22 protein-coding genes are annotated in these 24,067 nt (G+C 59.3%); 10 read left to right on the plus strand and 12 right to left on the minus strand.

The annotated features are described in order from the left end of the window. The 3 genes from ABIZ35_RS25125 to ABIZ35_RS25135 all read left to right on the plus strand — a co-directional run. A partial coding sequence (locus tag ABIZ35_RS25125; RefSeq protein ID WP_348222678.1) for an efflux RND transporter periplasmic adaptor subunit occupies positions 1 to 1,216 on the plus strand: 1,216 nt, incomplete at its 5' end. Beyond that, positions 1,213 to 4,491 (plus strand): efflux RND transporter permease subunit, encoded by a 3,279-nt coding sequence (locus ABIZ35_RS25130; RefSeq protein ID WP_348222679.1) that lies wholly within the window; start codon positions 1,213 to 1,215, stop codon positions 4,489 to 4,491. The genes ABIZ35_RS25125 and ABIZ35_RS25130, both read left to right, overlap by 4 nt. Positions 4,492 to 4,512: 21 nt before the next feature. Then, a complete protein-coding gene (locus ABIZ35_RS25135) occupies positions 4,513 to 5,865 on the plus strand; it encodes a TolC family protein (RefSeq protein WP_348222680.1) in 1,353 nt (450 codons plus the stop codon). Positions 5,866 to 5,985: 120 nt separating this feature from the next. Here ABIZ35_RS25135 and ABIZ35_RS25140 read toward each other — a convergent pair whose 3' ends face one another. From ABIZ35_RS25140 to ABIZ35_RS25150, 3 genes are all read right to left on the minus strand, one after another. Then, positions 5,986 to 6,396, minus strand: coding sequence for a hypothetical protein (locus tag ABIZ35_RS25140; RefSeq protein ID WP_348222681.1), 411 nt, complete (start codon positions 6,394 to 6,396; stop codon positions 5,986 to 5,988). Between the two features lie 232 nt (positions 6,397 to 6,628). Then, a complete protein-coding gene (locus ABIZ35_RS25145; RefSeq protein ID WP_348222682.1) occupies positions 6,629 to 7,027 on the minus strand; it encodes a hypothetical protein in 399 nt (132 codons plus the stop codon). Positions 7,028 to 7,246: 219 nt separating this feature from the next. Continuing rightward, complete coding sequence (locus ABIZ35_RS25150) at positions 7,247 to 7,501, minus strand: hypothetical protein (RefSeq protein WP_348222683.1); 255 nt, start codon at positions 7,499 to 7,501, stop codon at positions 7,247 to 7,249. A 182-nt stretch (positions 7,502 to 7,683) separates the two neighbouring features. Between ABIZ35_RS25150 and ABIZ35_RS25155 the strand changes: the two genes are divergently transcribed. Continuing rightward, the gene (locus ABIZ35_RS25155; protein WP_348222684.1) at positions 7,684 to 8,022 is read left to right on the plus strand and encodes a hypothetical protein; all 339 of its coding nucleotides are present in this window, start codon (positions 7,684 to 7,686) and stop codon (positions 8,020 to 8,022) included. Positions 8,023 to 8,086: 64 nt separating this feature from the next. Here ABIZ35_RS25155 and ABIZ35_RS25160 read toward each other — a convergent pair whose 3' ends face one another. After that, positions 8,087 to 8,929, minus strand: a complete 843-nt coding sequence (locus ABIZ35_RS25160; protein ID WP_348222685.1) for a hypothetical protein — start codon at positions 8,927 to 8,929, stop codon at positions 8,087 to 8,089. A gap of 373 nt (positions 8,930 to 9,302) precedes the next feature. Between ABIZ35_RS25160 and ABIZ35_RS25165 the strand changes: the two genes are divergently transcribed. Further along, a complete protein-coding gene (locus ABIZ35_RS25165) occupies positions 9,303 to 11,054 on the plus strand; it encodes a PAS domain S-box protein (RefSeq protein WP_348222686.1) in 1,752 nt (583 codons plus the stop codon). Positions 11,055 to 11,072: 18 nt separating this feature from the next. Further along, the gene (locus ABIZ35_RS25170; RefSeq protein WP_348222687.1) at positions 11,073 to 12,137 is read left to right on the plus strand and encodes a hypothetical protein; all 1,065 of its coding nucleotides are present in this window, start codon (positions 11,073 to 11,075) and stop codon (positions 12,135 to 12,137) included. A gap of 14 nt (positions 12,138 to 12,151) precedes the next feature. Here ABIZ35_RS25170 and ABIZ35_RS25175 read toward each other — a convergent pair whose 3' ends face one another. After that, positions 12,152 to 13,264, minus strand: a complete 1,113-nt coding sequence (locus ABIZ35_RS25175; RefSeq protein ID WP_348222688.1) for a GAF domain-containing protein — start codon at positions 13,262 to 13,264, stop codon at positions 12,152 to 12,154. Between the two features lie 128 nt (positions 13,265 to 13,392). Next, positions 13,393 to 14,820 (minus strand): PAS domain S-box protein, encoded by a 1,428-nt coding sequence (locus ABIZ35_RS25180; protein ID WP_348222689.1) that lies wholly within the window; start codon positions 14,818 to 14,820, stop codon positions 13,393 to 13,395. 173 nt (positions 14,821 to 14,993) lie between these two features. Between ABIZ35_RS25180 and ABIZ35_RS25185 the strand changes: the two genes are divergently transcribed. Then, on the plus strand, positions 14,994 to 15,419 hold the full coding sequence (locus ABIZ35_RS25185; protein ID WP_348222690.1) for a helix-turn-helix domain-containing protein: 426 nt from the start codon (positions 14,994 to 14,996) through the stop codon (positions 15,417 to 15,419). Continuing rightward, positions 15,416 to 16,120, plus strand: coding sequence for a PhoU domain-containing protein (locus tag ABIZ35_RS25190; RefSeq protein WP_348222691.1), 705 nt, complete (start codon positions 15,416 to 15,418; stop codon positions 16,118 to 16,120). Before ABIZ35_RS25185 ends, ABIZ35_RS25190 begins: the two co-directional genes overlap by 4 nt. A 33-nt stretch (positions 16,121 to 16,153) precedes the next feature. Here ABIZ35_RS25190 and ABIZ35_RS25195 read toward each other — a convergent pair whose 3' ends face one another. Beyond that, positions 16,154 to 16,648 (minus strand): MarR family winged helix-turn-helix transcriptional regulator, encoded by a 495-nt coding sequence (locus ABIZ35_RS25195; protein WP_348222692.1) that lies wholly within the window; start codon positions 16,646 to 16,648, stop codon positions 16,154 to 16,156. Continuing rightward, positions 16,641 to 17,072: an EVE domain-containing protein gene (locus ABIZ35_RS25200; RefSeq protein ID WP_348222693.1), complete on the minus strand. Its 432-nt coding sequence runs from the start codon at positions 17,070 to 17,072 to the stop codon at positions 16,641 to 16,643. The genes ABIZ35_RS25195 and ABIZ35_RS25200 overlap by 8 nt, the downstream gene beginning before the upstream one ends. A gap of 101 nt (positions 17,073 to 17,173) precedes the next feature. On the opposite strand from ABIZ35_RS25200, the gene ABIZ35_RS25205 reads away from it, so the two are divergent. After that, positions 17,174 to 17,827, plus strand: coding sequence for an HAD family hydrolase (locus tag ABIZ35_RS25205; protein ID WP_348222694.1), 654 nt, complete (start codon positions 17,174 to 17,176; stop codon positions 17,825 to 17,827). Between the two features lie 59 nt (positions 17,828 to 17,886). On the opposite strand, the gene ABIZ35_RS25210 is transcribed toward ABIZ35_RS25205, so the two are convergent. The 3 genes from ABIZ35_RS25210 to ABIZ35_RS25220 form a co-directional block, all read right to left on the minus strand. Beyond that, the gene (locus tag ABIZ35_RS25210) at positions 17,887 to 18,900 is read right to left on the minus strand and encodes a zinc-dependent alcohol dehydrogenase family protein (RefSeq protein WP_348222695.1); all 1,014 of its coding nucleotides are present in this window, start codon (positions 18,898 to 18,900) and stop codon (positions 17,887 to 17,889) included. Positions 18,901 to 18,951: 51 nt separating this feature from the next. Then, a complete protein-coding gene (locus ABIZ35_RS25215; RefSeq protein ID WP_348222696.1) occupies positions 18,952 to 19,965 on the minus strand; it encodes an NAD(P)-dependent alcohol dehydrogenase in 1,014 nt (337 codons plus the stop codon). Positions 19,966 to 20,091: 126 nt separating this feature from the next. Next, positions 20,092 to 20,877 (minus strand): AraC family transcriptional regulator, encoded by a 786-nt coding sequence (locus ABIZ35_RS25220; RefSeq protein WP_348222697.1) that lies wholly within the window; start codon positions 20,875 to 20,877, stop codon positions 20,092 to 20,094. 252 nt (positions 20,878 to 21,129) lie between these two features. Here ABIZ35_RS25220 and ABIZ35_RS25225 point away from each other — a divergent pair, with 252 nt between their 5' ends. Next, positions 21,130 to 21,684 (plus strand): DNA starvation/stationary phase protection protein, encoded by a 555-nt coding sequence (locus ABIZ35_RS25225; RefSeq protein ID WP_348222698.1) that lies wholly within the window; start codon positions 21,130 to 21,132, stop codon positions 21,682 to 21,684. A gap of 106 nt (positions 21,685 to 21,790) precedes the next feature. Here the strand turns inward: ABIZ35_RS25225 and ABIZ35_RS25230 are convergent, their stop codons facing one another. Next, a complete protein-coding gene (locus ABIZ35_RS25230; RefSeq protein WP_348222699.1) occupies positions 21,791 to 23,902 on the minus strand; it encodes a sigma-70 family RNA polymerase sigma factor in 2,112 nt (703 codons plus the stop codon). Between the last annotated feature and the right edge of the window lie 165 nt (positions 23,903 to 24,067).

Genomic DNA, 24,067 nt, shown 5'->3' on the forward strand with positions numbered 1-24,067 from the left:
GAAGACGGAGATTGCGCGCGAGAAGCAGCTCGCCGACGCGGGCGCGGTTTCGCGGCAGGAATATCAGAGCGAATTGGCGCAGGCGCAGGCGGCGTTTGCGGCGCTCACCCAATCTCAGGCGAAGGTCAATCAGGCAAAAGCAATGGCGCGGGCGGCCCAGGCAAAGGTGCTTGTGGCGAAACGGCAGGTGGACGCCGCGCAGGCTTCCGAGGACATGGCTCAGGCCGATCTCGTCGTCGCGGAGGCGCAGGCGGCCCAGGCGCAGGCTGGCGAGTCACAGACACAGGCGGCGGTCCGCGAAGCCGCCGTGGTTCAGGGCTACACCCGCATCACGGCCCCGTTCAGCGGCGTCGTAACGGCGCGTCCCGTCGCGCCGGGAACGCTGGTGCAGCCAGGGACGGTAATTTTGAAGGTCGCCGACATCGATCGTGTGCGCGTGCAGGCGAATGTCGCCGCATCCGATCTGACGGGAATCCATGTGGGAACCGCCGTGGAGATCGCCATGCAGAACGGCGGTAATCCGATTCCGGCGAACGTTTCCTCGGTGTTTCCCTCCGCGAATACGAGCACGCGAACCGCCGTGATCGAGGCTGTTGTGGCAAACCCCGCACGTCAATTGCAGCCGGGCGCGTTTGTGACTATGCACATCACGAAGCACACGGGAGCGTCCCATTTGCTGGTTCCCGCCTCATCCCTCGTCTCTCAGGGCGGCCAATCGTATGTATGGATCGCCAAAGGCGTGGGCGCATCCCATAAAACAGAGTACGAGTGCGCGATCTGCCATATGCATTATTCGGCGGAGCAGGCCGCGAAATACCATTATAAAGATCCGATGGACGGCGGTAAGCTTACGCCAATCCAATCCTCCAATACGCCGGCGTCCAATGGCGGAGCGATCGCCCACAGGGTCATCGTTCAAATCGGCGCGTCGGATGGAGTTTCCTCGGAAGTCACTTCCGACGAACTCACGTCAACGGATAAAGTGATCGATCATGGAATGGCGGGTCTCACGGAAGGCGCGCGAATCGTAGTGACCGAGTGGGCGGAGAATGGACCGAAATCGCTGCCTGACGCCGCTTCCGCCAACGCGGGCCTCACCGTGTATCGCTGCGAGAAATGCGGCATGACTTACTCCGAGGCGGACGCAAAGAAGAATAACTTCATCGATCCCATGGACGGCGGCAAGCTGACGCCCGTGAAGGGAAGCGCCCAATGAGGATCGTGAAGAAAGCAAGGTCTGGCGATCCGAAGGGCGGCGGCTTTAACGTCTCGGCGTGGAGCATCCAGCATCCATGGGTCGTGGTCTCATTCTATGTGGCGGTCGTGGCGCTGGCTCTGGTGGCGATCTTCGGCGGCGTAATGCCTCGCCGCATGATGCCGTATGTTGAAAGCCCGATGGTCGGGATCGTCACCATGATGCCGGGGCTTTCGGCGCAGGAGATGGAGACATATCTCTCCAAGCCGATCGAAGAACGCATGACCGACATTCGCGGCGCGCGCTACATCCGTTCGACTTCTCAGGATGGTCTCAGCATCGTTTCTCTGGAATTCCCCTATGGGACGAACATGCAGAAGGCGGTCACGGATGTGCAGTCGCTGATGAATGCGGTCCAGGCGGACCTGCCGCAGACAGGCGCCAATCTCAAACCGTCGTGGGTGCTGCCGATCGATCCGCTGAACATACCCATTTTGTCCGTGAGCGTGACGGGGGACGCCGACAAGGGCTGGACGCCGATGTCGCTTCGGCAATTCGCCGAAAATGAGGGCGTGCGATCGATCAAGCAGGTGGGGGACGTGCAGTCCGTTGAGGTCTACGGCGGTCAAAAGCGGCAATTGCGTGTGGAGATCAACCGCGACAAGCTCGTCGCCTACGGCTACTCCATCATGGACGTGCGCGACGCCATCGACAAAAACAGCGTGGCGAAGCCTGCGGGCGTGATTACGGCGGGGGGCGGCGAGAGTATTATCCGGGTCGCTGATCTCGCGCAGAGCGCCGGCGTTGTGGCGCAGTACCCGCTGGGCTCCAAGAACGGTCAGGTCGTGTATCTGCGGGATGTTGCGCTTGTGAAGGACGACATCCGCGAGCAGCGCAGCGGATACCACTTCGTCGATGGACAGCGCAAAACCATCGAAGGCCTTGGCAATGAATCCGTGGAGATGGCCGTCATCCAAAACCCTGCGTCTGGGTCGCCGCCCGTCGTTCAGGCGGTCCAGAAACAGCTCGATCAGCTCGCGGAGGATCACCCCGGTCTGCACTTTCGCGTGGCCTATGATAACTCGCACTTCGTCAATATCCTGTTCCAGAACACTGCTGAAGAACTGGCCGTCGCCATTCTCCTCTGCGGCCTCGCCGTGATGTTCTTTCTCGGCAATTGGCGCGGCACGATGATCTCCGTGATCACTATCCCCGTGAGTATGGCGATGGCGATCCTGCTCATGGTCCCCTTCGGGTTCAGCCTGAACTCTTCCACGCTGATCGGGCTCTTGATTTCCATCGGACGATTGGTGGACGATTCGGTCATCGATATTCATGCCGTCGAACGGCATCTGGCGATGGGCAAGAAGCCGATCCAGGCGACGGTGGACGGCATCACGGAGGTACGCGTCGCGGTCGCGGCGTCCACGATCATGCTGGTGCTGGCCCTGCTGCCGCTTGTGTTCTGCGGCGGCATCACGCAGCTGATGTTTGTGGGATTGGCCTATCCCATTATCTTTGGCCTGATCGCCTCGTTTTTAGTCTCGCTGACGCTGACCGCCGTGCTGTCGTCAAGACTGCTCAGACACGAAGACGTGTCCCAGCGGCGCGGCGCGTTTCAGCGGCATGTGCTTGCGCCTGTCCAGCGCTGGCTGGAACGCCAGGACAGCCGCTACGAGCGTCTGGTCCGCACGCTGCTGCGCAATAAGTTCGCCGTGATCGCCGCCGCGCTCTGCACGATCGTCCTGGGCTTCGGATTCTACAACTTTATCGGATCGGAGATGATGCCGCTCGCCGATGTTGGTCAAGCCTATGGCGTGCTGGAGATGCAGCCAGGAGCGAGCTACGCGCAGACACAGTCCGCGACGGCGGCCCTAGAGAAGATCATTTTGAAGCATCCGGAGATCCAAAAGGTCTCCACCGAGATCGGCGAGGAGCCAGGCGGAACTTACTTCACGGGTTACGCCATGAACCAGATCAACACCGCCACAATGATGATCACGCTATCCGACAAGGACGAGCGCCATCGCACGGTTTGGCAGGTGATTGACGAGGTTCAAAAAGAAGCCCTGCGCACGATCCCCAACATTCGGCGCCTTCAGATCAAGGAGATGGGCAGCGATGTCATGGCGTCCTCGGAGGCGCCCGTCACGGTGCTGGTCTCTGGGCAGGACCTCAATGTTCTGTCGAAGCTTGCCGGCCAGGTCGCGGATATCGCGCGTCAGACGCCGGGCGCAATCCAGGTCTCTACCTCCTGGGCCATGGAGAAGCCTTCGTATGTGCTGAACGTCGATGCGCGGCGTGCGGCGGAGGTTGGGCTCACCCCCGCCGATGTCGCGGATCAGGCGTACTACGCCATGGGCGGCGCGCTGGCCAATGAGTTCTATCGCCTGCCGAATGTCCGCCAGGACACGATCAATATCCGCTATCAGGGAGATCAGCGCCGTTCCGTTTACGATCTTATGCAAATGCCGATCACGGGAAAAGACGGCGTTCAGGTTCCGCTCAAAACGCTGGCGACGGCGGCGCCGCAGCTTGCGCCGACGATCATCGAGCACGATGGGCTGCGCCGCACTGTGTCCGTGCTGGCGTACTATCGCAAGGGCGGGCCGCCGTCGATGGACCTCGCGATGGCGATCATCGGCAAGGCGTCGGCAAAGCTCAACTTTCCTCCTGGGTATTCCATGGAGATGCGCGGAGATATGACGCAGATGATGGACAGCTTCGCGCGTCTGCTGCGCGGTCTGGAGATCGCCGTCTTACTGATCTTTCTGGTGCTGGTCGCGCAATTTGGCGGCCTGCTCTCCCCTCTGCAAATGGTGCTCTCGATCCCGCTGGAGCTGTCGGGGGTGTTCTTCGGGCTGTGGCTGGCGCACCAGGCGTTCTCCAGCGTCTCGATCATGGCGATCATCGTGCTCACCGGCATGGACATCACCACGGCCATTCTGATGATCGATCAGATCATGCGCCGGCGGCGCGAATGCCCCGATTTTCCGCGTGACGAAGCCATTGCTTTGGCCTGCCGCGATCGATTGCGTCCTATCTTGATGACCTCGCTGATCACGATCATCACGATGCTCCCTGTAGCGCTGGCGCCGCGCACGGGGATGGACGCCTACCAGCCGCTCGGCACGGTGATTGTGGCCTGGCTGACCGTGGGAACGCTGCTTTCTTTGCTCGTGATCCCCGTGATGCACGCCCTAGTCGACGATTTGGAGAAATGGGCGCCCTGGAAACGTCATGGGCGTCTGGGCGCCACGCTCGAAGAGACGAACGCCATTTCCGTCAGCGAATAGGATAAACCGAAGGCTTAAACGATGATTGACACTTCCCATCGATACTTTGGCGCGGCTCTGCTCGCAGCGCTTTTCCTCGGCGGCTCCGTGGCGGCGAGCGCCGCCGATCCCGTCATCGCCGCGCCTGCCCTCACACTTTCCCTGGCTCAGGCCGTGGCGCTTGCGAATAAGAATAGCCCCATTGCCCTGCGCCAGCGAGCCGACGCCGCCATCGCCGCCGCTGCGGCGCGGGGCGCGCAGGCGCAGCAGAAACCGACGCTGTCCGCGACGGCCTACGGAGCGCTTGGCGACTCCAGCAATATCTTATCCTCTGCTCCCGGAGTGACGCCTCAGAATCTGTTCGCGGTTCCGCCGCGCGGCTTCGCCGATCAGAACCTGACGCTGATGGTTCCGATCTCGACGGGCGGTAAGATCCGTGGGACAATCGACTTCGCTCAGCGCCAGGCGGACGCGGCTTCTTTGATGACCCAGGCGACCCAGTTGACTATCCATCAGAACGTTACGGAAGCCTATACCACAGTTCTTCTGTCCCATGAACTGGTATCCTCCGCGCAGGCGCGCCTGGATGCGGAGGAAGAACAGGTGCGGATCACGGGCGAGCGCGTGACGGCGGGGCGCTCGGCGCCGGTGGATCTGCTGCGTGAGCAGGCCGAGGAGGCCGATGCGCGCCAAATGCTGCTGTCGGGTCAGAATGACGAGCAAATTGCGAAAGTGAACCTCAAAGCAGCGCTCGCCATGTCGCAGGATCAGCAAATCGAACTGTCCGACACGCTCGACGCTTTGCTGGCGGCGCCGCCCGATGCGTCGCTCACTCAGCAGGAAGCGATCCACAAGGCGGAAGATCAGCGTCCGGAAATTGCGTCCGCACTGCGGCAATTCGAAGCGGCGCAGGCGGCGGTGGCGTCGGCGAAAGGCGCATATTCGCCGCAAGTGTACGCCGTGGCGATGGGGGACGCGATGGCGATGCAGGGAGGGGGACGGACCGGCTACACCATCGGCTTATCCGTAAGCTTGCCGCTCATGGACGGTGGGCAGCGGCGCGCTGAGGTGGACGGGGCAAAGGCCCGTGTAGACGCCGCGCAGGCGGATGTTCTCAGCATTCGACAGCAAGTGGATAAGGAAGCGGCGTTCGCATGGCTGGCGCTCCAGACGGCCACGGCGCGTGTGGCGGCGACGGCGACTGGAGTGACCGCCGCGCAGCAGGGGTATGAGCTTGCGGCAATGCGTTACAACGCGGGAAAATCCGTGGCGGCGGAACGGCTCGATTCGCTTTCGGCGCTGACGCGCGCCAAAAGTACGGAAGCGCAGGCGAAGGCTGAGCTGATCGTTGCGCGAGCACGACTAAACACCGCCCTGGGACATCTCGCGCCATAAGTATCCGTTACGCCCACCAAAGAAACGACCGCTCCGTATCTTTTAAAGAATGGAGCGGTCGTTTCTCATTACGCCCTATCGGCGGAATTTGAGTGTGATTGCCGAGGAAATATCTCGAACTTATTCCGCAGATGCGGCGGCCATTTCGGCTTTAGTGCGGCGTCGGCGGCGGGGCTTCGTCGCCTCTCCGCCTGCCAGCGAGGCAAAGAGCACGCCGTCTGCTTCTTCAAAGTTCCCCTCGATTGCTTCCGTGAGCGGCGAAAGTCCAAATCGCTCAAAGAGTTTTTTTGCGGAGACTTGATGCTGAATCCCGCGTCCTCGGCGCGCGAGTTTAAACGCCGTCTTGTCGCCGGCGTCGGCGGGAGCAATCCCGATCACATTTTTCTCCGAGTCGTATCCCAGCTTAACCTGCGCTACGCCATCTGAAATCTTAAAGATCCCCGATTCCGTAATGACGATACTTGACTTGACAATCTTATAGTCGAATTGCTGTCGCTGGGGTGTTTGAGGTGAGAACCATTCGAGGGCCATATTTTTTTACATCCTTATTTTTTATTCACTTGAGAAAGCGCCATTGGGCATTATACCCAACAATAAAAACGTCATGGTTCAAATTGAGATTATTTTGCAAATATCTGTGCTTATATTTAATTTTGATCCGCAATATTTCCGGTATAAATGAGAGTATGGAGGAGAGGTGTTGTCGATGGCGCCGTCACAGAATCGAATTGTCTCGCCCTGTGACGGCGCGCAATCTATCCGATTATTTGGTTTCTGAGGCGGCGTTTTTGCGTCGTCGTCGTCGGACCGGCGCGTCGCCGCCCATCAGAGAAGCGAAGATCACATCGCCCTCGACTTCGAAGTTACCGTCGATGGATTTCGCAAACGGAGCGATCGTAAACCGCTCAAAAAGCTTCTTCGCCGTGATCTGATGCTGCGCTCCGCGTCCACGTCGCGCAAGTTTGAACGTGGTCTTATCGCCGGGTTCGGCGGGGGCGATCGCAATCACATTGCGCTCGGCATCATACCCGAGCTTGACGAGAGCTGCTCCGCTCGGGAGCTTATTGAGGCCCGATTCGGTGATGACAATCGTGGATTTTGCGATTTTATAATCAGATTTCTGCTGCTGAGGGGCTTGTGTTGTGAACCATTCGAGCGCCATATTTTTTATATTTCTTGTGAGATCGCTTTGGATGACGCCGGGAAAGCGTCAGCGGCATTATACCGTCTGAATCGATCGTGTCGATATTGCGGCCTCACAATTTATCTGGGATATCTTTGAGATGGATCAGGGGGGATGGTGGATTTTTGTGTATGTATTCGCGAAAAAACTAGCCAATTGTACTCGTTTACATAGATCGTAAGACAGAATCAAATGCTTTTACTTCATCTCGATATTATTCCGCTCGCTTTCATATTTAGCCGCATCGAGATGCTCCTGATAAGCCTTTTTCCAAATCAGAAATGCAAACGGAGCGACCGGGAAAACGAGGATAAAGACGGCGACCCATATGAGCTTATCCCAGTGGCCTCGAAATGAATCGTCTTCAAACATCATCAGCTGGGCGAACTGCACAACCCAAACGACAGCGAGAACAAAATACAGAATGACCGTGGCGGTCGGATCGATAAACATTGGGTTTCCTTCAACTCAAAGCCCCGGCGTTGTCCATCAATGTACCCTAAAACAACTTGTGAAGCGGAACAATCCCGGGCCGCCCTGCGTCACTAAGGGTGTCGGCGTCTTGCCGAAGCCGTTACGACCTAGCGTCTTCCGCCAAACGCCGATGAAAGTGTAATTCAGACAGGAGCAAGACCATGAATACGACCTTTGCAAAGTTTCTCATTCCCGCCGCGCTGCTCGGGACGATGATGGCCCCAGTCGCCGCGCAAGCCGCCCCGACGCATCACCACAGCATCAACGGGCGCGAGCATCAGCAGAACCACCGGATCTATCAGGGCGTGCGGCACGGCAGTCTCACCCCGCGCGAAGCCGCGCAGCTCGAACGGCGCGAAGCGAACCTTCGACGTCAGGAATACCACGCGCGCCTTTCCGGCGGCCGGCTTACCACGCGGGAGCGGGCGCGTCTTCAGCGCAAAGAAAATCACGTCAGTGAGACCATCTATCACCAGAAGCACGATCGCCAGCATCGATAATCGTTCGATCAAATACAGCAATAAAAAACAGGATCATCCCAGGGGGATGATCCTGTTTTTCTTGCTACAACGACAGAATGGGATCGAGAGAAGTGCAAAATGTGATCTTTTGCAGATTTGTGCTGATGTGAAATTTGCGGGTAGCCGAAATGCCGGTTTCGTAGATACCAACTAAGCCTTCATAACTCAAGCCTTCATCGACATTCACGAAATTTTCGTCATCCGGGTAATCCTGTTCATCATTCTCAGGCTCTTCATAAACGATCATCTCGGAAAGATAATCTCGTACGTTGGCAAACGTGATTGTCGTATTTATCGTACGCAGTTCATGTTCGTGGGAGAAGTGAATTGTCAGTGATTGTCCAGCGTCGTCGTGAATGATGCTATGGAGGTAGACACCGTTCTCGCCAGTAACCTGCTGTCTGAGACTGTAGAATGATCCTTGGAAGTCGTCATTAGAATCTGAAACGACGGTTACAAGCTCTCTTTCCCAGAAGGGGAAATTTTCTCCGTCAAAATGGTTGAGCCGCACATTACGGTAAGATGCGGTCTCGGGATTTGCCGCATTCCACCAGCAGCTATACAGTTCCGCCGTGCCGGATTGGGTCGCGGCTTGAACTGTTCTGCGCAGCTGTGAAAAGAGCTCTTGACGATTATTAATTTCGTCCTGAATGCTTGCGATCTCCTCATCGGTAGGCGCTCTCGATAGGTCAAAATATTGTGGCTGGCGTCGGAAGACGCACGAGCAGCAGCCTCCGCTCAAATAATAAACATAGGGTTTTGAAAAATGCGTGCGTACGGCTTCGTGGTCCGCGCTAAGCTCATATAATTGTATCGATGGCCATCGGCCATCATATTCCGTCGTTGCTTGAGGGTGGTCTGACCCGAGAAAGACTTCGATGCACATGCGAATCGGCTCCAGTAGATTCAGTGTCGATTTGGGAGGTCGTTTTGGTCAACGTGCTGCTCCGTGGCTTTTGAGAGGCGTGGTTATGGCGAATCCAGGTAGAGCGCATGGGCAAAATCACGAGGACTAGCAGTATAATAGTAAGTGGGATAACGCATCCAACGCATCCCACGCACCCGTTTCTTCCGAGAGGCAGCAGGCAGCCCAATGTCTCAAATCTCCTTTGCTGTTGGCCGGACGACAAAGAGGCATACCCGGCGAGAGCTGCGCGGAAACATTGAACAAAAACCGCAGAATTGGGAATACTAAATCTACCCTTCGCCTCCGGCGGGAGAGCGTCTTCGATTTTCATTTGAACTGAGAGAAGTATCCTTTGAGCAATGAACCCGATGAGATCGCGCAGTACTCTCATGTCGGAGCGGATGCGTCTTCCGATTCTACCGCAGCCTTGCGTTTTGCCGCCGATGCGCTTCCTGTGCTGATCGCATATGTCGATTCGGCGATGCGCTATCAGTTCAACAACCGCGCCTACACGACGTGGATCGGCAGGCCGCACCACGAACTGACCGGTCGGCATATGCTCGAAGTCTTGGGGCCTCAGGTATTTGAGGCGGTAAAACCGAACATCGAGGAAGCTCTGGCGGGCGCTTCCAGTACCTACGAGCGGGAATTGACGTGGCCCGATGGTCAAACGCGCTTTACGCGCGGCTCCTACGTTCCCAATGTCGCGCCGGACGGTCAAGTGCTTGGCTTCGCCATCATGGCGCTGGATCTGACCGATCATCGGCGCACGGAGGTTCATCTGGCGGAAAGCCAGCAGCGTTTCAAATCCCTGTTCGATTATCACCCCGACGCCATTTACTCCCTCGATCTGAGCGGGCGCTTTCTGAGCGCCAACACTGCCTGCGAAAATTTGACCGGATACGATGCGGACGAACTGATGGAGCGATCCTGTACGTCCTTGATCGCGCCGGAAGATCTAGAACGTACGCTGGCGCACTTCCACGCTGCGACCGAGGGCCAGGCGCAGCACTACGAGACCGTGATCATCCATAAACTCGGCGTGCGTGTCGCGATCTATGTGACCAATGTCCCGCTGGTCGTGAACGGCGCCGTAATCGGCGTCTACGGGATCGCTGAGGATATCTCCGATCGTAAGGCGACGGAACAGGCGCTCAAGCAAAGCGAAACGCGCAAGGCCGCGATTTTGGATGTGGCGATCGACTGCATCATCACGATGGATGCAGAGGGCACGATTCTGGAGTTCAACCCGGCGGCGGAGCAGACCTTCGGTTATCTCCGCGAGGACGTGCTGGGCCGTTCCATGCCGGAATTGATCGTTATCCCTACGCGCGATGGCGAGAGCGAGAAGGATTTTCAGAGTTCGCTGGTGGCGGGAGCTAGCGGAATTGTGGGCCGCCGGCTGGAGATGACCGGTTTGCGCCGGGGCGGCGCGGAGTTTCCGATCGAGATCGCGATTATTCCGGTCGCCGTGCAAGGCGAAACGATCTTTACGGCTTATCTGCGCGACATCAGTCGCAGCAAGATCGCCGAAGCTGCGGAAAACCGTCTGCGCCGGGAGATTGAGGCGGGAGAACTGCGCCAGCGCGCTTTTCTGCGGGAAATCCTCGCGAGCGTGACCGAAGGGAAGCTGCGCCTGCTGGACAGTTTGGATGAACTGCCGGAACGGCTGCCGCGTATGCTGGAAACGGTTCCTCTGGTTGCCTCCAGTGATATGCGTTTGCTCCGGAACGCCGCGAAATCGGCCGCCCTGGAGATCGAGTTCAGCGATCTGCGCTGGCAGAACTTGATCACCGCCGTTTCGGAGGCGGCCATGAACGCCATCGTGCACGCAGGCGGCGGGGTGGGGAAGGTCTTCGGCGATACGGCGGACAAAGTTCAGGTGTGGATTGAAGACGAGGGTGCAGGGATCCTGATGGAAAATCTCCCGAAGGCAACCTTGGAGCGCGGCTGGACGACCGCCGGCAGTCTCGGCCATGGCTTCTGGCTGATGCTGCAAACCGTGGACCGCATGTACCTTCTCACCGGTCCCACCGGCACGACCATCGTTCTGGAACAGGACCGCATTCCTCCGCCGCCCGCATGGGCGATGGACGCGATGTAGAAAGACAGGGAAGACTAGATGCGCCTCCTATCCTCCGTGCCGTGTTTCGTCGCGTTCGTCACTCTGTTCTTTGTAAGCGGCGTCTCTGCAAACGCGGTCCACGGCCATCCGCCGCCTCTGACTCGGGCCGCCGTCATGGCGAACGCCACCCTGATTACCTGGGCGCCCAAACAAGCGCTTCCATTTATTATTCTTGGGAACAAGATCTATACGTCCGCATTGACGCCGGTGATGTCGCTGCCGGACGATATGGGCGGTGTGGAGTACGCACGGTGGAACGAGACTGGAGCCCGTGTGCTCGTGGGCGATAAAGAGATGCTTGTTTTGATCGATTTTCCGCATCGGCGCGTGCTGCATGTATGGCCTCAGACGAGCGATGCGTGCTGGACCAGTGAAGGGATACTGCGTATTTCCTCCAGCGCCTCTGGAGAATACACACTGCAGGTCGGAAGCCAGGAGGCGGCGGTGCCAAAGCATATGCAGGTCCAGGCGACGACGGATGATGGATCTTGCTTGCTTGGCTGGAAATCACAACCCTCGGTGAACGGCGCTCCGGCGCATCTGAACGCGGCTCTTCTTTTTCGCACGCATGGAGCGAAGTTTATCGTTCGTCCCGTACGCTCGATCCGCTGGGATGTCGGATCGAAAAACCCCTATGGAGATCGATTGGTGGCGGCGGGGCGTGAAATGGTAATTTCGGCGGGAGCGACTGGAATGCGTGATAAGACCTACGTGGAACTGTATTCCGTGAACCTGGACACAATGCGCTCCCGGCATTTGCTGTACAGCGATGGGGCCGTCTCATCGTATCTCACGAATTACAAGGGAGCTGTCTATGGAGCGTTCCATCGCTCTCAGCATTTGACGCCTCTGCAGAAACCCGCTTACTCACAAATCGCGATTCGAAATGGCGTCATCCGCCGGCAGCGCGATCTCAGCAGCTCAAGCGTCTGTTACGGCCACAGTAAAACGAGCAATCGAGAAGCATACCTCAATCTTGCAGGAAACGTGCTGACGATCCGTGTCTGCGAATCAGGACGCCAAATAGCTGAGTATCACCGTTTCGTTGCTCCGAATCGCTAACGGCGCCTGAGAGTCTAATCGAATGCGTCGGCGAGCCAGGCGGGGAGCGGGGGATTTTCGTCCTGTTCGATGATGACGGTCGTTCCGCCGGGGCCGGTCAGGAGATAAAGGCGGTCGCTAGTTTCAAGCATCATCTTGAGGCCATGTCCGAGTGTCGCTTTGGTGCTGAAGCCCCGGGCGAGGGTCGCCTTGGGTAGGTTCTCCATAGCGATCCCCGAGCCGTGATCCTCCACGCGCACACGCACGGTTCCGTTCTCTCCCACCAAAACCCAGGCCATGCCGCCGCCGCCGTGGACCATGGCGTTCATGGCCGCTTCGCTTGCGGCGGTGGCGATATCGCTTTGGCGGCTTTCGGGATGCCCGGCGGCGCGCGCCGCTTCCTGGGTCAGAGTTCGCAGCTCACGCAGTCCCACACGCTCCGCGAGTGAAACGGGCTCCCCAAATGCGGTGAGAGCTTCTGGGAGCTCCTCGGCGGCGCTGCAAAGGCGCAGTTTGCCTTCCGTGACGCTGGCGAGGACATCGCGCAGCAGTGTTTGCTGTCGCGCTTCGCTGATCGAAAGCGCCTTGCGCGCTTCAGCCTCGGACACCGCGCTCATCGCCGCGACGATCAAGCTCACCATCATTTCAATCAAGGGAAGAACATGCGGCTCGAAAGCGCTGGGTCGGGAGGAGTAGACCTTGAGGACGCCGATCGTTTGGCCCAAGAACTGAAGCGGCACGACGGCCATCGAGCGAAGGCCGACCTTCCGGCAGGCTTCACGGTTGACTCGTGGGTCGGTCTCGCTGTCCTCGCACAAGAGAACGCGCCCTTCCGCGACGCAGCGCCCGGAGAGGCTGGTGTGGCGGCTCAGCCGCATCCCGATTTGATGGGCCGCGCTGCCGCTGGCGGATCGATAGACCATCTCATCGCCGTCCGCCATTTCGACCACGGCGCCGTCCGCCTCCGACAGTTCCTGCGCCCGCCGTGTGACAATCGAAAGCACGGCGTCCAGCTCACGCTCCGCATGCGCGATCTCGTGCTGTGTGGCGATCAATATCCCCTGACGCCGTACGCTTTCACGCATCCGCTGGAGCGCGGCGATGTCGGTCTGCGCTCCTGTCGACTCTGAAGTTGTTTGTTCGCTCACGCTTACCACGCAATCTATCTTAGGCGCAATGATTTTATCATACCATGGCGCTCAGAAATCTTTCCGAAGTTTTTCATTCCGTAGGAATTTCATTATCGGCAGTCTTGTCGTGATTCTATTTGAAATAATCAAACGTAAAAATCCGAGAGCGGGGCGGTGGCGATTCTGTCTTGTTCGATGACGACGGTGGTGCCGGCGGCGCCCGTAAGCAGATAGATGCGATCGACGCTTTGCAGGATCATCTTCATCCCTTGGCCGAGTGTCCCCGCCGTGGTGTATCCTTTTTCCAGAGTCGCCTTGGGCAGGTTCTCCATCGAAATCCCCGCTCCGTGATCCTCCACACGCACCTGGACCTTAGCGCTATCGGCGTACACGCGGCCTTCACCGCCGCCTGCGTGCACGATGGCGTTCATCCCGGCCTCGGAGGTCGCCGCCATCAGGCCGTTTTGCCGCTCGTCGGTAACCCCCAGGGCTTTCGCCGCTTCGACCGCCGCCTGACGCAGCTCCGCGAGGCCGGCGGCTCTCGTCAAGACCACCGCTGTGGATTGCGGCGCGAGCATTTCCGGCAGCTCTTTCGCGTCAAAGCATAGCCGCAATCGCCCATCGGTGACGCTTGCCAGGACATCGCGCACAAAGGCGCGCTGCTGCTCCGCAGCCGCCTGGGCTTCGCGCGCCAGCTTGGCCTTAGCCTCCTCCAGACGCTTGCGCTCGCTAACATCGGCGATGGTGACGATGAGATATCTCGGCGTCCCGTCTTCATCCCGAGCTGCCGCGATGATGTCGTGGCCCCACACCACGCCGCCATCTTTGCGCATAAACCGATGCTCGACATTCACGTTCGCGATTTCTCCGGAGAGGAGGCGCGCGAGAGCGGTGCGCAGCAGCGGCAAATCGTCCGGGTGCGCGAGGTCTCGGACATGCATCTCCGTAATTTCCTCGCAATGATATCCAAGGAACTCACAGGCGGCTTCGTTAACCAGAGCGTGCTTGCCATCGACCGTCGCCAGCACCATCGGCATGGCGGCGGCGTCGAAAATATTCCGGAAGCGCTCCTCGCTGCTCCGCAGAGAGTTTTCCGTACGCCGGCGTTCGTCCACTTCTCGGCGGCCTTCGTCATACAGCAGGGCTCGGTCAAGCGCCTGGGCGCAGAGCTGAGCCACCGTGGTAAGAAATGCATGATCCTCCTCGGCCAGGATACCCCCCGGCGGGAAGCTCACCGTCAAAGCCCCTAGAGCGTGGCCTTCAACGATCAAGGGAAGATCTGTCCGCACGTCTTCGTCGCCCATATAACGGCTTGTTTGAGTGTCCGTATCACGCCCGCCGAGCGCCTCTTCGCCGTCGTTGGGGGTGATGGGCTCCGCGCCTTCGCCGGCGAACAGGGAGACGCAGACAGCATTGGCCCCCAGCGCCGCCAGACCTTCGGTGATAATGATTTCGGAGACTTGATCCACTGTGTGGACGGCGCTCAGCGCCAGTGCGATCCGCTGAAGCGAGGCAAGACGCGCCGCGGCCCGCGACCCATCGCTCGCCGGCTCCGCCGAGAATGGTTTCCTCATGACGTTATGCTTCATCGGCCCCATTGTGCGTCGCTGCGTTCCTAAAAAGGGCCGTCCTTTCACTTATTTTACCTGCCAAAGCCGCCACTCGGTTCCTTGCCTTATTCCTGGAAAACAAGTCCGCTAAAGAAAACATTCAAACAATCTGCGAAATGTGGTAATATGAATATAGAATGGCAAAAAAAGAAAAACCTGGAGAGTCGGCAAAAGAGCTGGCGCTGATGTTCAAGACGCTGGGAGACCCAACTCGCGTTCGGATTTTCCGGTATCTGCGTAACCGGTGCTGGCCCGTCACCGTGGAAGACGGCGAAGATAAGTGGATGGCCGCCGGTCCGACGGTGGGGGATGTTTGCCGGGCCGTGAGCGGTTCGAAAAAAATCACCGCCAAGGTCTCGCATCATCTTAAGGAGATGCGGCTTGCAGGCCTGATTGCGATCAACCGACAGGGTAAGACGATGGTCTGCGGCGTCTCGCAAAAGTCGATCGACGCACTGTCCGGATTTCTCGCCAGTACCGACGCCGCGCCGCTGACGGACGATGCGTCCGGTGAGGACATTCCGGAGATCGAGGACATTCTGGAGATTGTGGAGGCGGCATGAGTGTTGAAATCACACGAGAAGGATGGGGACGCGGGCCGATGACACGCAAGCACTACTGTGAGGAATTGAAGATGCTGTCGGACTCGCTGACCCAGATGGCGACGAGCGTTGAGACGATGCTCATCCTGGCGACTCAGTCGCTGGAGCTCGGCAGTACGGAAATGGCGGAGATCTTACTTCGCGGTTCGGAATCCGTGGACGTCTGCGAGATTGAAATCGAAAAGCACTGTCTGGAGATCATCGCCTTGCAGCAGCCGGTGGGACGCGATCTGCGCCTCATCAGCGGCTCGGTGGCGATCGCCATGGACTTGCAGCGGATCGGCGAGCACGCGCGCAAGATCGCCCGCATCACTTGTGAGCTGCCCACCGGTGGCCGCGGCCAGACGCCTAATGAACTGCGCAGTATGACCGACGCCGTACGCGGCATGGTGCATTCCGTCGTCTCCATTCTGGAGACCCAGGCCCTGGACGGCGCGTCCGGTGTGACCCTGGCCGGTCTGGAGGCGGAGGACGCTCTTGCGGACCTGCGGACATCCGCGCACGCCGCGATGGCGCGCGGATCGGCGGAAAGCGTCACCGCGTCGTATCTATTGTCCGCCGCCCATCATCTCACCGAAAGCGCCGGCCTCGCGGTCGATATCACCGAGCGTCTTTCCTACGCCATGACCGGTCGCTCGTCCCGTGCGTTGCCCGCCATGTAGCGTATTGTTTCTGTTTGTATATGGGCGGCGTTGTCAAACGCCGCCCGTTTGCATTTCTGTGCCGTTTGTATTTGTTGCTGTGTGTTCGATCAGCGCGAGCAGGGATGCGTTGAACTGCTCGCGCCCCAATCCCAATGCGTGAAAGTAATCGGCGTCGGCTCGCTCCACGTCGGGGATCGCTTTGCGCGTTGTTTCTTTTCCGGCTTCGGTTAGGCTCAGAACCTTCGCGCGGGTGTCGGTGGGGTGGGGATGGCGCTCAATCAAGCCCCGCGCCTCCATCGCGCGCAGCACCTGCGACACCATCATCATGTCGAGCTTCGTATTCCGCGCCAGCATCGTCTGCGTGATCCATTCTTCCTGTCCGGACAACCAGAGCAGGCTTGCGAGCAGCGCGTACTGCACCTGGGTTAGACCATGCGGCCGCAGCGCCGCCGCGACGGCGCGCTGCCAGATCGCCGTGACCTGCCAGAGCAGAAAGCCCGTACTGTCGTCGGCGTCTTCAAATGAAAATGGCGCTCTTTCATTCACCGATATCCACCTCCATCGCCTGGGCGATCCGTTCAAAATCTTCGCGAGTCATTTCCAGACGCCCTGCTCGGAACGCATAGCCCCAGCGTTTGACGTCGTGAATGAATGAGAGCTGCGAAAGCAATGGCTGGATCGGCGCGGCTTTGCAAGTCTTGTAGGCAATGTCCCGGCGAAACGGGACGAAGTCCGGGCTCATAGCGAACTCGTAAGTCTCTTCTCCAACGACTTGACCGATGGCGGTGAACGCCTGCAGCGGCGCGCCGTCGGCCATGTCCGTTTTTGGCGAGTAATACACCAGCCAGTCGCCAACGCTCATTTGCCGCAGCGTCGCGGCTTTTCCGTGGCAGAGCTGCGCGAAACCGCCCTCAACGCCGCGCTCCACATGAGACCGGGAAACTACTCCAATCCAATATCGCGCGCTCATAATCATCCTCCGCAATGCTTTTAAATACTATGCGTATATTATATATGTATGCATAGTATTTGTCAATAGGGTATGATCGTTTTAAGATTAGGAGTAAGCCCATGACCACCATCGCCTCCGTGCGCGGCGTCATCTTTGACCTCGATGGAACGCTCGCCGATACCTTTCCCGTGATCTTCGCCGCCTTTCGTCACGCCTTCGCGATCTACGCCGACCGTCATCTCTCGGATCATGAGATCGAGGCGATGTTCGGCCCCAACGAAGAGGGCTGTATCCGCAAGGCGCTTCCGAATAACTGGGAGCCATGCCTCGCCGAGTATCTCAAAGAATACGAGCGTGTCCACGACCTTTGCCCCGGTCCGTTCCCCGGGGTGATCGAAATGCTGGACTGGCTGAAATCTCGGGACGTTCCCGTAGCGATTGTCACCGGCAAGGGCGCGCAGAGCGCGGCGATTTCCCTGCGGCATCTGGGGCTCAGCGGCCATTTTACGATTGTCAAATCAGGATCGCCCGAAGGCTCGATTAAGCCGCAGGCCATTCGTGAGGTGCTGGAAGAGTGGGGGATGCCGCCGGCCGACGCCGTGTACGTAGGCGACGCTCCGTCGGACGTGACGGCGGCGCGGGAAGTCGGGGTGCGAGTGCTCGGCGCCGCATGGGCGAACTCGTCCGACGCCGCGAAGATCGAGGCGATGGCGCCGGACGCGCTGCTGAGGAGTGTCGGGGAGTTAAGGGATTGGCTGGCGGGGGCAATCTAACCCACCCCCGCGCTTCGAGCGACCCTCCCAGGCAAAGGGCCTTAAAGGGCATGCTCGGTTTACACAGTCACCACAATCTTGCCGAGCTGCTGGTTCGATTCCAGATATTGATTCGCCTGCACGATCTCTTTCAGAGGGAATGTTGCAGCGATTACCGGCTTCAGAGCTCCTTCGGCAAGCGCCTTCACCACAAATGCTACTCCTGTCCGATAGGCGGTCTCATTCCGGGCGAGCCCTAATCCCGCGTGTCCCGTAAAGTTGTAGATCATATACGTTCGCAGCAGGAAGTTTCGGAAGAACGCGCTGAACAGTGGGAATTCTGTTGGCGCATCGTCCAAAAATCCGTAAAGGATAATCTGGCCGCCCCAGGCAACGGATTCCGCAAGCAATGGGAGCGTGCCGCCGGCGATGGGGTCGTAAATCAGATCGGCCCCCTTGCCTCCGGTCATCTCCTTCACGCGCTCCGGCAGATTCTCCTCTGCCGTGACAATGACCTCATCCGCCCCTGCGTTTAAGATGGCCTGCCGCTTTGCCTGCGTTCGCGTCGTGGCGATTGCCCTGGCGCCCAGCAAGTGAGCCAACTCGATGGCGGCGACGCCCGTGCTGCTGGAGGCGGCGGTGATCAAGATGGTTTGGCCAGGCTGAACGTTCGCGAGCTCTACAAATGCGAAGTAGGCAGTCAGATATTGCATGAACGATGCTGCCGCTTCAATGGGCGAAATATTCTCCGGATACTTCACCAGGACTGAGGCGGGCACGATCGCCGCGTCGCCATGCGTTCCATATTGCGCTATGCTCTGCCCCGGCGTCACTGCGACGCGATCGCCGACGCGTACCTGGGTGACGCCCGGCCCGACGCTCTCGACGACTCCGGCAGCCTCAAGTCCGATTTTAGATGGGAACACCGGCTGCTCCAGATACTGCCCGCTGCGAAAAAGAGCTTCCGCGCGATTGAGTCCGAACGCCTCCACTCGGATTCTGACTTCGCCGGATTTTGGCTCCGCCTCGGTAACCTGCTCCAAATAAAGCACTTCGGGTCCGCCCAGTTGATTGAATTTGACGATGGTATCCACAAGTAATATCCTTTGTTTTTATCCGTGAAGAACTGCGTATGAACGAGGCGCTTACGCCCGGATCACCACTTTCCCAAAGTGCTTGCCGCTCTCCAAATACTCCAGCGCGGCGCGCGCTTCCCCGAACTCAAACACGCGGTCGACGACCGGGCGCAGTTCGTGCTGGGCAAGCGTCACGTTCATCTGTTCGAACATGCGGCGCGAGCCGACGCTAATCCCCCGAATGTTTAAGTTTTTGAGGAACAGCGGCATGAGCGGCGCGGCAAAGCTTTTGCCGGAGACGTAGCCGATGACGGGAATATAGCCAAGGCCGCGCGCGGCGTTGATCGAACGCGCCAGAGTGTCTTCGCCGCCGATGTCGACGACGATTTCCGCACCGAGCCCGTGGGTGAGCTGAATGACTTCTTTGTCCCAATCGGGGTTGGCGCGGTAGTTGATGCCGATGTCGGCGCCGAGTGCAGCGGCGCGGGCGAGCTTTTCGTCGGATCCGCTGGTGATGATTGTGCGAAGCCCGGCGAGCTTGGCGAATTGCAGCGCGAAGATCGAGACGCCGCCCGTGCCCTGGATCACGATCGTTTGGCCGGGCTTGACGTTGCCGGCAACGAACAGCGCGTTCCATGCGGTTACCGCGGCGCAGGTCAGCGTCGCCGCCTCTTCATCCGTCAGATAGCCTGGGACTTGGACGAGCCCATAATCCGGAAACGAAACATACTCCGCGAAAACGCCGTCGATCGAGCCGCCAAGCGCAGATTGATGGACGCTGGCCTCAAACGCGCCGTCGATCCATTCCTGCATAAACGACCCCGTCACGCGGTCGCCGACGGCGAGTCGAGTGACGCCGGCGCCGATCGCGACCACTTCGCCCACGCCATCTGATAGGGGGACGAGATGGCGAGGGCTCTGGCCAGCGCCGTACCGCCCATTCGCGATCTCCACATCCCGATAATTGAGCGAAAAGGCGCGCATGCGCACGACCACTCGCCCCGGCGCGGCGGCCGGTTCGGGACGATCGATGAGCTTCAGCGCATCCAGTCCGTCTCCGTCGCCGATATAATAGGATTTCATCTCTTTCACCTTTCTCGTAACTCTTTATCCGAGCGCGTAACGCGCACAAAAACGGCGGCCGCCGTTTCGTTCTGAGTATAGAACGAGACGACGCCCGCCGGCTTCCGAGATCTTGCGTGTGTTTGTTTAAACTTGCGCTTTGTTTTGGAACTGAGTGGGGCTGACGCCGACGAGACGGCGGAAATGATGATTGAGGTGACTCTGATTGCTGAATCCCACGCGGTAAGCGATATCTCCGACGGGCAATGCGTCCGAGATCAGGAGACGCTTGGCCTGCTCGATGCGCTGCTGAATCACGTACTGATGCGGCGAGACACCCGTCGCGCGCTTAAACCGCCGCGCGAAATGAAAAGAGCTCAGGCCCGTGCTTTCGGCAATTGAGAGCAGGTCCATCGGTCCTTCCAGATGGCCGTGGATGTAATCCATAGCGCGGCGCAGTTGAGCGGGGGAAAGTCCTCCGTTGACCTGTGTCGCGCTTTGGTCCAAATTGGAATAGTGGCGCACGAGATGGACGGCGAGGACGGTGCGCAGCGATTCGATCGTGAGCTGCTGCAAGTCGCTTGGGCGATCTAATTCCGTGAGCAAGGCGCCCGCGAGGTATTCGATGTGCGGGTCGCGCACTCGAAAGCGGCTGACGATCTCAAGTTCGTCGCGCCCGGGGCTTTCGCCCTGCGCGGCGACTTCCTGCAAGTAATTCTCCTCCAGCCAGAGGCAAAGGACGTGACATGGCCCCGACCACAGGCGCCAATCGGCGTGCCGCGCCGGCGTGATCGTGATGTCTCCGCGCTGCATGGGGCCGTCATATTGCAGACCGCCGCGCTTCTGCGCGAGTGACGGCATGGCGTCCAGCGTAAACGTGATCAGGTGATACGGCAGCGGCGGCGCTTCGCGGCTCCCTGGAGCGTGCCGCACGTGGTCGATGCTCAGTCCAGGCCAATTCGACTCTGTGGTGGACAGTGAAGAATCACTTGGATAGAGGCGGCTGAAATTTGGACAAGTGTAGGGCGTCATGACGCTTCAACACAGCTCGCCATCAGTCTGTTCCGTTCGGAAAATCGCTGCTCGCCCGCCTGCTGAAATTCGGATTAATTGGGGGGAGTATTGGGGATAACAGTAGCGTCGGCGGGATCTCACTGCGCTCTATTTTATTCAAAGGAAATTACGATGGCCACCACCACATTGCAAAAGCCCATAGAAACCCCAAAATCGAAGACGGGCGGCAAGACGCCGCGCCAGCTGAGCGTTCCCACGGATCTCGGCGCGAAAGCGTCCCAGGAGATTTCCGACGCCATTAACCCACTGATCGCGGACGCCTTCGCGCTTTACATCAAGACGAAGAACTACCACTGGCATCTGGCGTCGAGCCACTTCCGCGATTACCATCTGATGTTCGACGAGCACGCCGAGCAGATCTTCGCCACGATCGACGTTCTCGCCGAGCGCGTCCGCAAAATCGGCGGTACGACGATCCGCAGCGTCGGCCACGTCGCCTCGCTTCAAACCGTCAAGGACAACGACGAAGAGTTCGTCACGCCATTCGACATGATCAGCGACCTGATCGAAGAAAACAAGAACATGGCCGCGAATATGCGTAAGGCGCATGATGTCTGCGACGACAATAAAGACGTGGCGACCGCGAGCTTCCTGGAAGTCTTCATCGACGAAACCGAGCGCCGCACATGGTTCCTGTACGAAGCGGCCCAGCGGGACGCGGACTAAGACCGAGGCCCTCACCCCCGGCCCCTCTCCCAATTCTAGGAGAGGGGAGTCGGAGAGAAGCGCCGCCGTGTCGAATTGGTTTCGATACGGCGGCGATTTTGTGTTTTTATTTTCGGGCCAAATGATGCTCCACTCGCCACACCGCCCGCCCTCGCTCTGTGAACTCGTAAACCCCCGCCTGACGCGTCATCAGCCGTTCGGAGACCAGGCATCGTCGTGTCCCCGAGTAGTCGCTGCATAGCTGGCTGATAAACTTCGTCAGTTCCAATTCTCCATAACTGCGGTCTTCCGGAAGCGCCAAGATCGCTGCGTCCGGAGACATATAAAACGGCGGCTTGGCGCCGCCGCGAATGATCTGCGCCATGCCGGGACGATTCGCGGGCTTCACAACGATCGTCCGGGCGCGCCCGGAATGAACCAGGTGGTTCTGACCTCGCGCGCCGCCGAACATCGCGCCCGCCACAGCTTTGACAATCGATTGGTCGGGCGACTTCAGCAGATTGTGCAGCGTAACCTGCGCGCTGTCGTCGCCGATCGCCGCCAGTGCGGTAATCGCCGCCTTCACGACGTCACGGTCGGGATCGTCCAGGGCTTGGGTGATCTCGGGCTGCAGGTCACTCAGCGATAGTGCTGTCGCCGCTTCGATGGCGGCGCGGCGTTCGGCTTCTTCGGGAGAGGCGAGCGCCTTGGCGACCCATGAAGACGCCCCGTCGTCACCCATGGCGGCGAGCGCCCGAAGCGCTGTGGTGCGCGTGGAAGTCGCGGCGTGCCCAGCCGCGTTTCGAATCGTCTCCCGATATCTTTCAATCCCGAATAGACCGAGCGTCCGGATCGCCATATTGCGCGTCTCCGGATCGAGCGAGGGAACGTAAGCGGCGACACGAGCGGCCAGCGCCTCCATCGCTTCGGGATCGCGGAGGCTCGGATTGGGCGGCGTCCAGCGCAGCGCTTGTGTTTGAAATCGAGTTTGCAGAGCCAGACGTTCAGGTATACGCTCCTCAGACTCCAGCCATTCCGATCGGTGGGCGCGGCTCAGGGCTTCGGCGGCGGCGAGCGCGACCGGAGGCTCCTCGGAGTGAGCCACGTCCAGCAGCGCCGTCAGCACCTTCGCCCAGCGAGACCCGAAATGGCAGACCGTATGGACGGCGCGCGGGCTGCGCCACATCTCCTCAACCGTTCTTGCTTGGAGCACGCGGGCGACCAATACGTTAAACCCCGCGCCTTCATCGCTTGTGAGCATATTGGCGAGCAGCAGCTGTGTCGAATCGTCCGGGCACCGTTCCAGAAGTTCGAGCAGCAGCTGTGCTTTGCGCGTGGCGTCGGGCGCCGAGCGGATCAGGGTATCCGCAAGCCAGTACGCCTCACGCCACGCCATGGTCGCCGGCGGCGAAACCTCCGCCTCGGTTTTAGGACGTGTGAAGCATCGTTTCAGAACCTCTGATGCGTTTGCCCGCATCGCGGGATCGTCGGAGAGATACGCCGAGACGGCGGCCTCCATGCCGCTGCGTCCCAATCGCCGCAGGAGCACGGCGACATCCTCGCGCATCTCCTCCTCGTTTGAGGCGCGAATTAAGTCTAGAAACCGCTCCGGCGACTTTTCCAATAATACGCTGAGACGCTCCATTTCACCCGCGCCGAACAGCGTCATCAGCGCGTGGATTTCGGCGTCTACTTCCCTCCGGAACTCAGCGTCCGTCGGCATTTCCATCTGTTCCATCTCCATCAAGCCTTTCAGTCGGCCGCGCGCCCTGTGCAGACGGCTCATGACCGTCCCGATCGGGATATCCAAAAACGCGGCGACATCGGAATAGGAGAGCCCTTCCCAGTAATGCAGCACCAGCACCAAACGGTCCTGCGCCGGCAGACGATTGAGTTCGCCGCGTAGTTGATCGGAGCGTGGATGAGGCGGATCGGAATCGTCTGGTAGATTGTCGTCTAGCGGCTCCGTCGTCAGACGATATTGCGTGCGATACCACGCGCGGCAAATGTTCAGCGCCAGCACGCGCAGCCACCCGCCGAACTTTGCCGGGTCCTGCAACTGCGCCAGCTTTACATACGCCTCGATAAACGCCTCGTGCGCCAGATCCTCCGCGTCGGTCGGATCGCCGGCAATTCGCCAGCACAGCCGCAGGATTCCCTGCTGATGCCGCTCCACCAGCGTTCCAAACACATGCCGCCGCCCCGCGCGAACGGCCTCCACCAATGCTGCATCGTCCATGTTGTTTGCTCTTCCATCCCTAAAGATGCGAAGACGGGAGCGATTATTCCCTGAATTTTGCTTGGGAGAAAAAAATAAAGCCGGCGGATTGCTCCGCCGGCTTGTTTGTCGAGATCGACCCTCACCCCCCAGCCCCCTCTCCCAATTCTGGGAGAGGAGTTAGGC

The sequence above is a fragment of the Capsulimonas sp. genome (assembly GCF_039929585.1).
Taxonomy (GTDB): domain Bacteria; phylum Armatimonadota; class Armatimonadia; order Armatimonadales; family Capsulimonadaceae; genus Capsulimonas.

Bases quoted from the DNA above. Each gene is read 5' to 3' on its own strand.
- ABIZ35_RS25130 (WP_348222679.1), top strand. From the start codon at position 1,213: ATGAGGATCGTGAAGAAAGCAAGGTCTGGCGATCCGAAGGGCGGCGGC.
- ABIZ35_RS25135 (WP_348222680.1), top strand. From the start codon at position 4,513: ATGATTGACACTTCCCATCGATACTTTGGCGCGGCTCTGCTCGCAGCG.
- ABIZ35_RS25140 (WP_348222681.1), bottom strand. From the start codon at position 6,396: ATGGCCCTCGAATGGTTCTCACCTCAAACACCCCAGCGACAGCAATTC.
- ABIZ35_RS25145 (WP_348222682.1), bottom strand. From the start codon at position 7,027: ATGGCGCTCGAATGGTTCACAACACAAGCCCCTCAGCAGCAGAAATCT.
- ABIZ35_RS25150 (WP_348222683.1), bottom strand. From the start codon at position 7,501: ATGTTTATCGATCCGACCGCCACGGTCATTCTGTATTTTGTTCTCGCT.
- ABIZ35_RS25155 (WP_348222684.1), top strand. From the start codon at position 7,684: ATGAATACGACCTTTGCAAAGTTTCTCATTCCCGCCGCGCTGCTCGGG.
- ABIZ35_RS25160 (WP_348222685.1), bottom strand. From the start codon at position 8,929: ATGTGCATCGAAGTCTTTCTCGGGTCAGACCACCCTCAAGCAACGACG.
- ABIZ35_RS25170 (WP_348222687.1), top strand. From the start codon at position 11,073: ATGCGCCTCCTATCCTCCGTGCCGTGTTTCGTCGCGTTCGTCACTCTG.
- ABIZ35_RS25180 (WP_348222689.1), bottom strand. From the start codon at position 14,820: ATGAGGAAACCATTCTCGGCGGAGCCGGCGAGCGATGGGTCGCGGGCC.
- ABIZ35_RS25185 (WP_348222690.1), top strand. From the start codon at position 14,994: ATGGCAAAAAAAGAAAAACCTGGAGAGTCGGCAAAAGAGCTGGCGCTG.
- ABIZ35_RS25190 (WP_348222691.1), top strand. From the start codon at position 15,416: ATGAGTGTTGAAATCACACGAGAAGGATGGGGACGCGGGCCGATGACA.
- ABIZ35_RS25200 (WP_348222693.1), bottom strand. From the start codon at position 17,072: ATGAGCGCGCGATATTGGATTGGAGTAGTTTCCCGGTCTCATGTGGAG.
- ABIZ35_RS25205 (WP_348222694.1), top strand. From the start codon at position 17,174: ATGACCACCATCGCCTCCGTGCGCGGCGTCATCTTTGACCTCGATGGA.
- ABIZ35_RS25215 (WP_348222696.1), bottom strand. From the start codon at position 19,965: ATGAAATCCTATTATATCGGCGACGGAGACGGACTGGATGCGCTGAAG.
- ABIZ35_RS25225 (WP_348222698.1), top strand. From the start codon at position 21,130: ATGGCCACCACCACATTGCAAAAGCCCATAGAAACCCCAAAATCGAAG.
- ABIZ35_RS25230 (WP_348222699.1), bottom strand. From the start codon at position 23,902: ATGGACGATGCAGCATTGGTGGAGGCCGTTCGCGCGGGGCGGCGGCAT.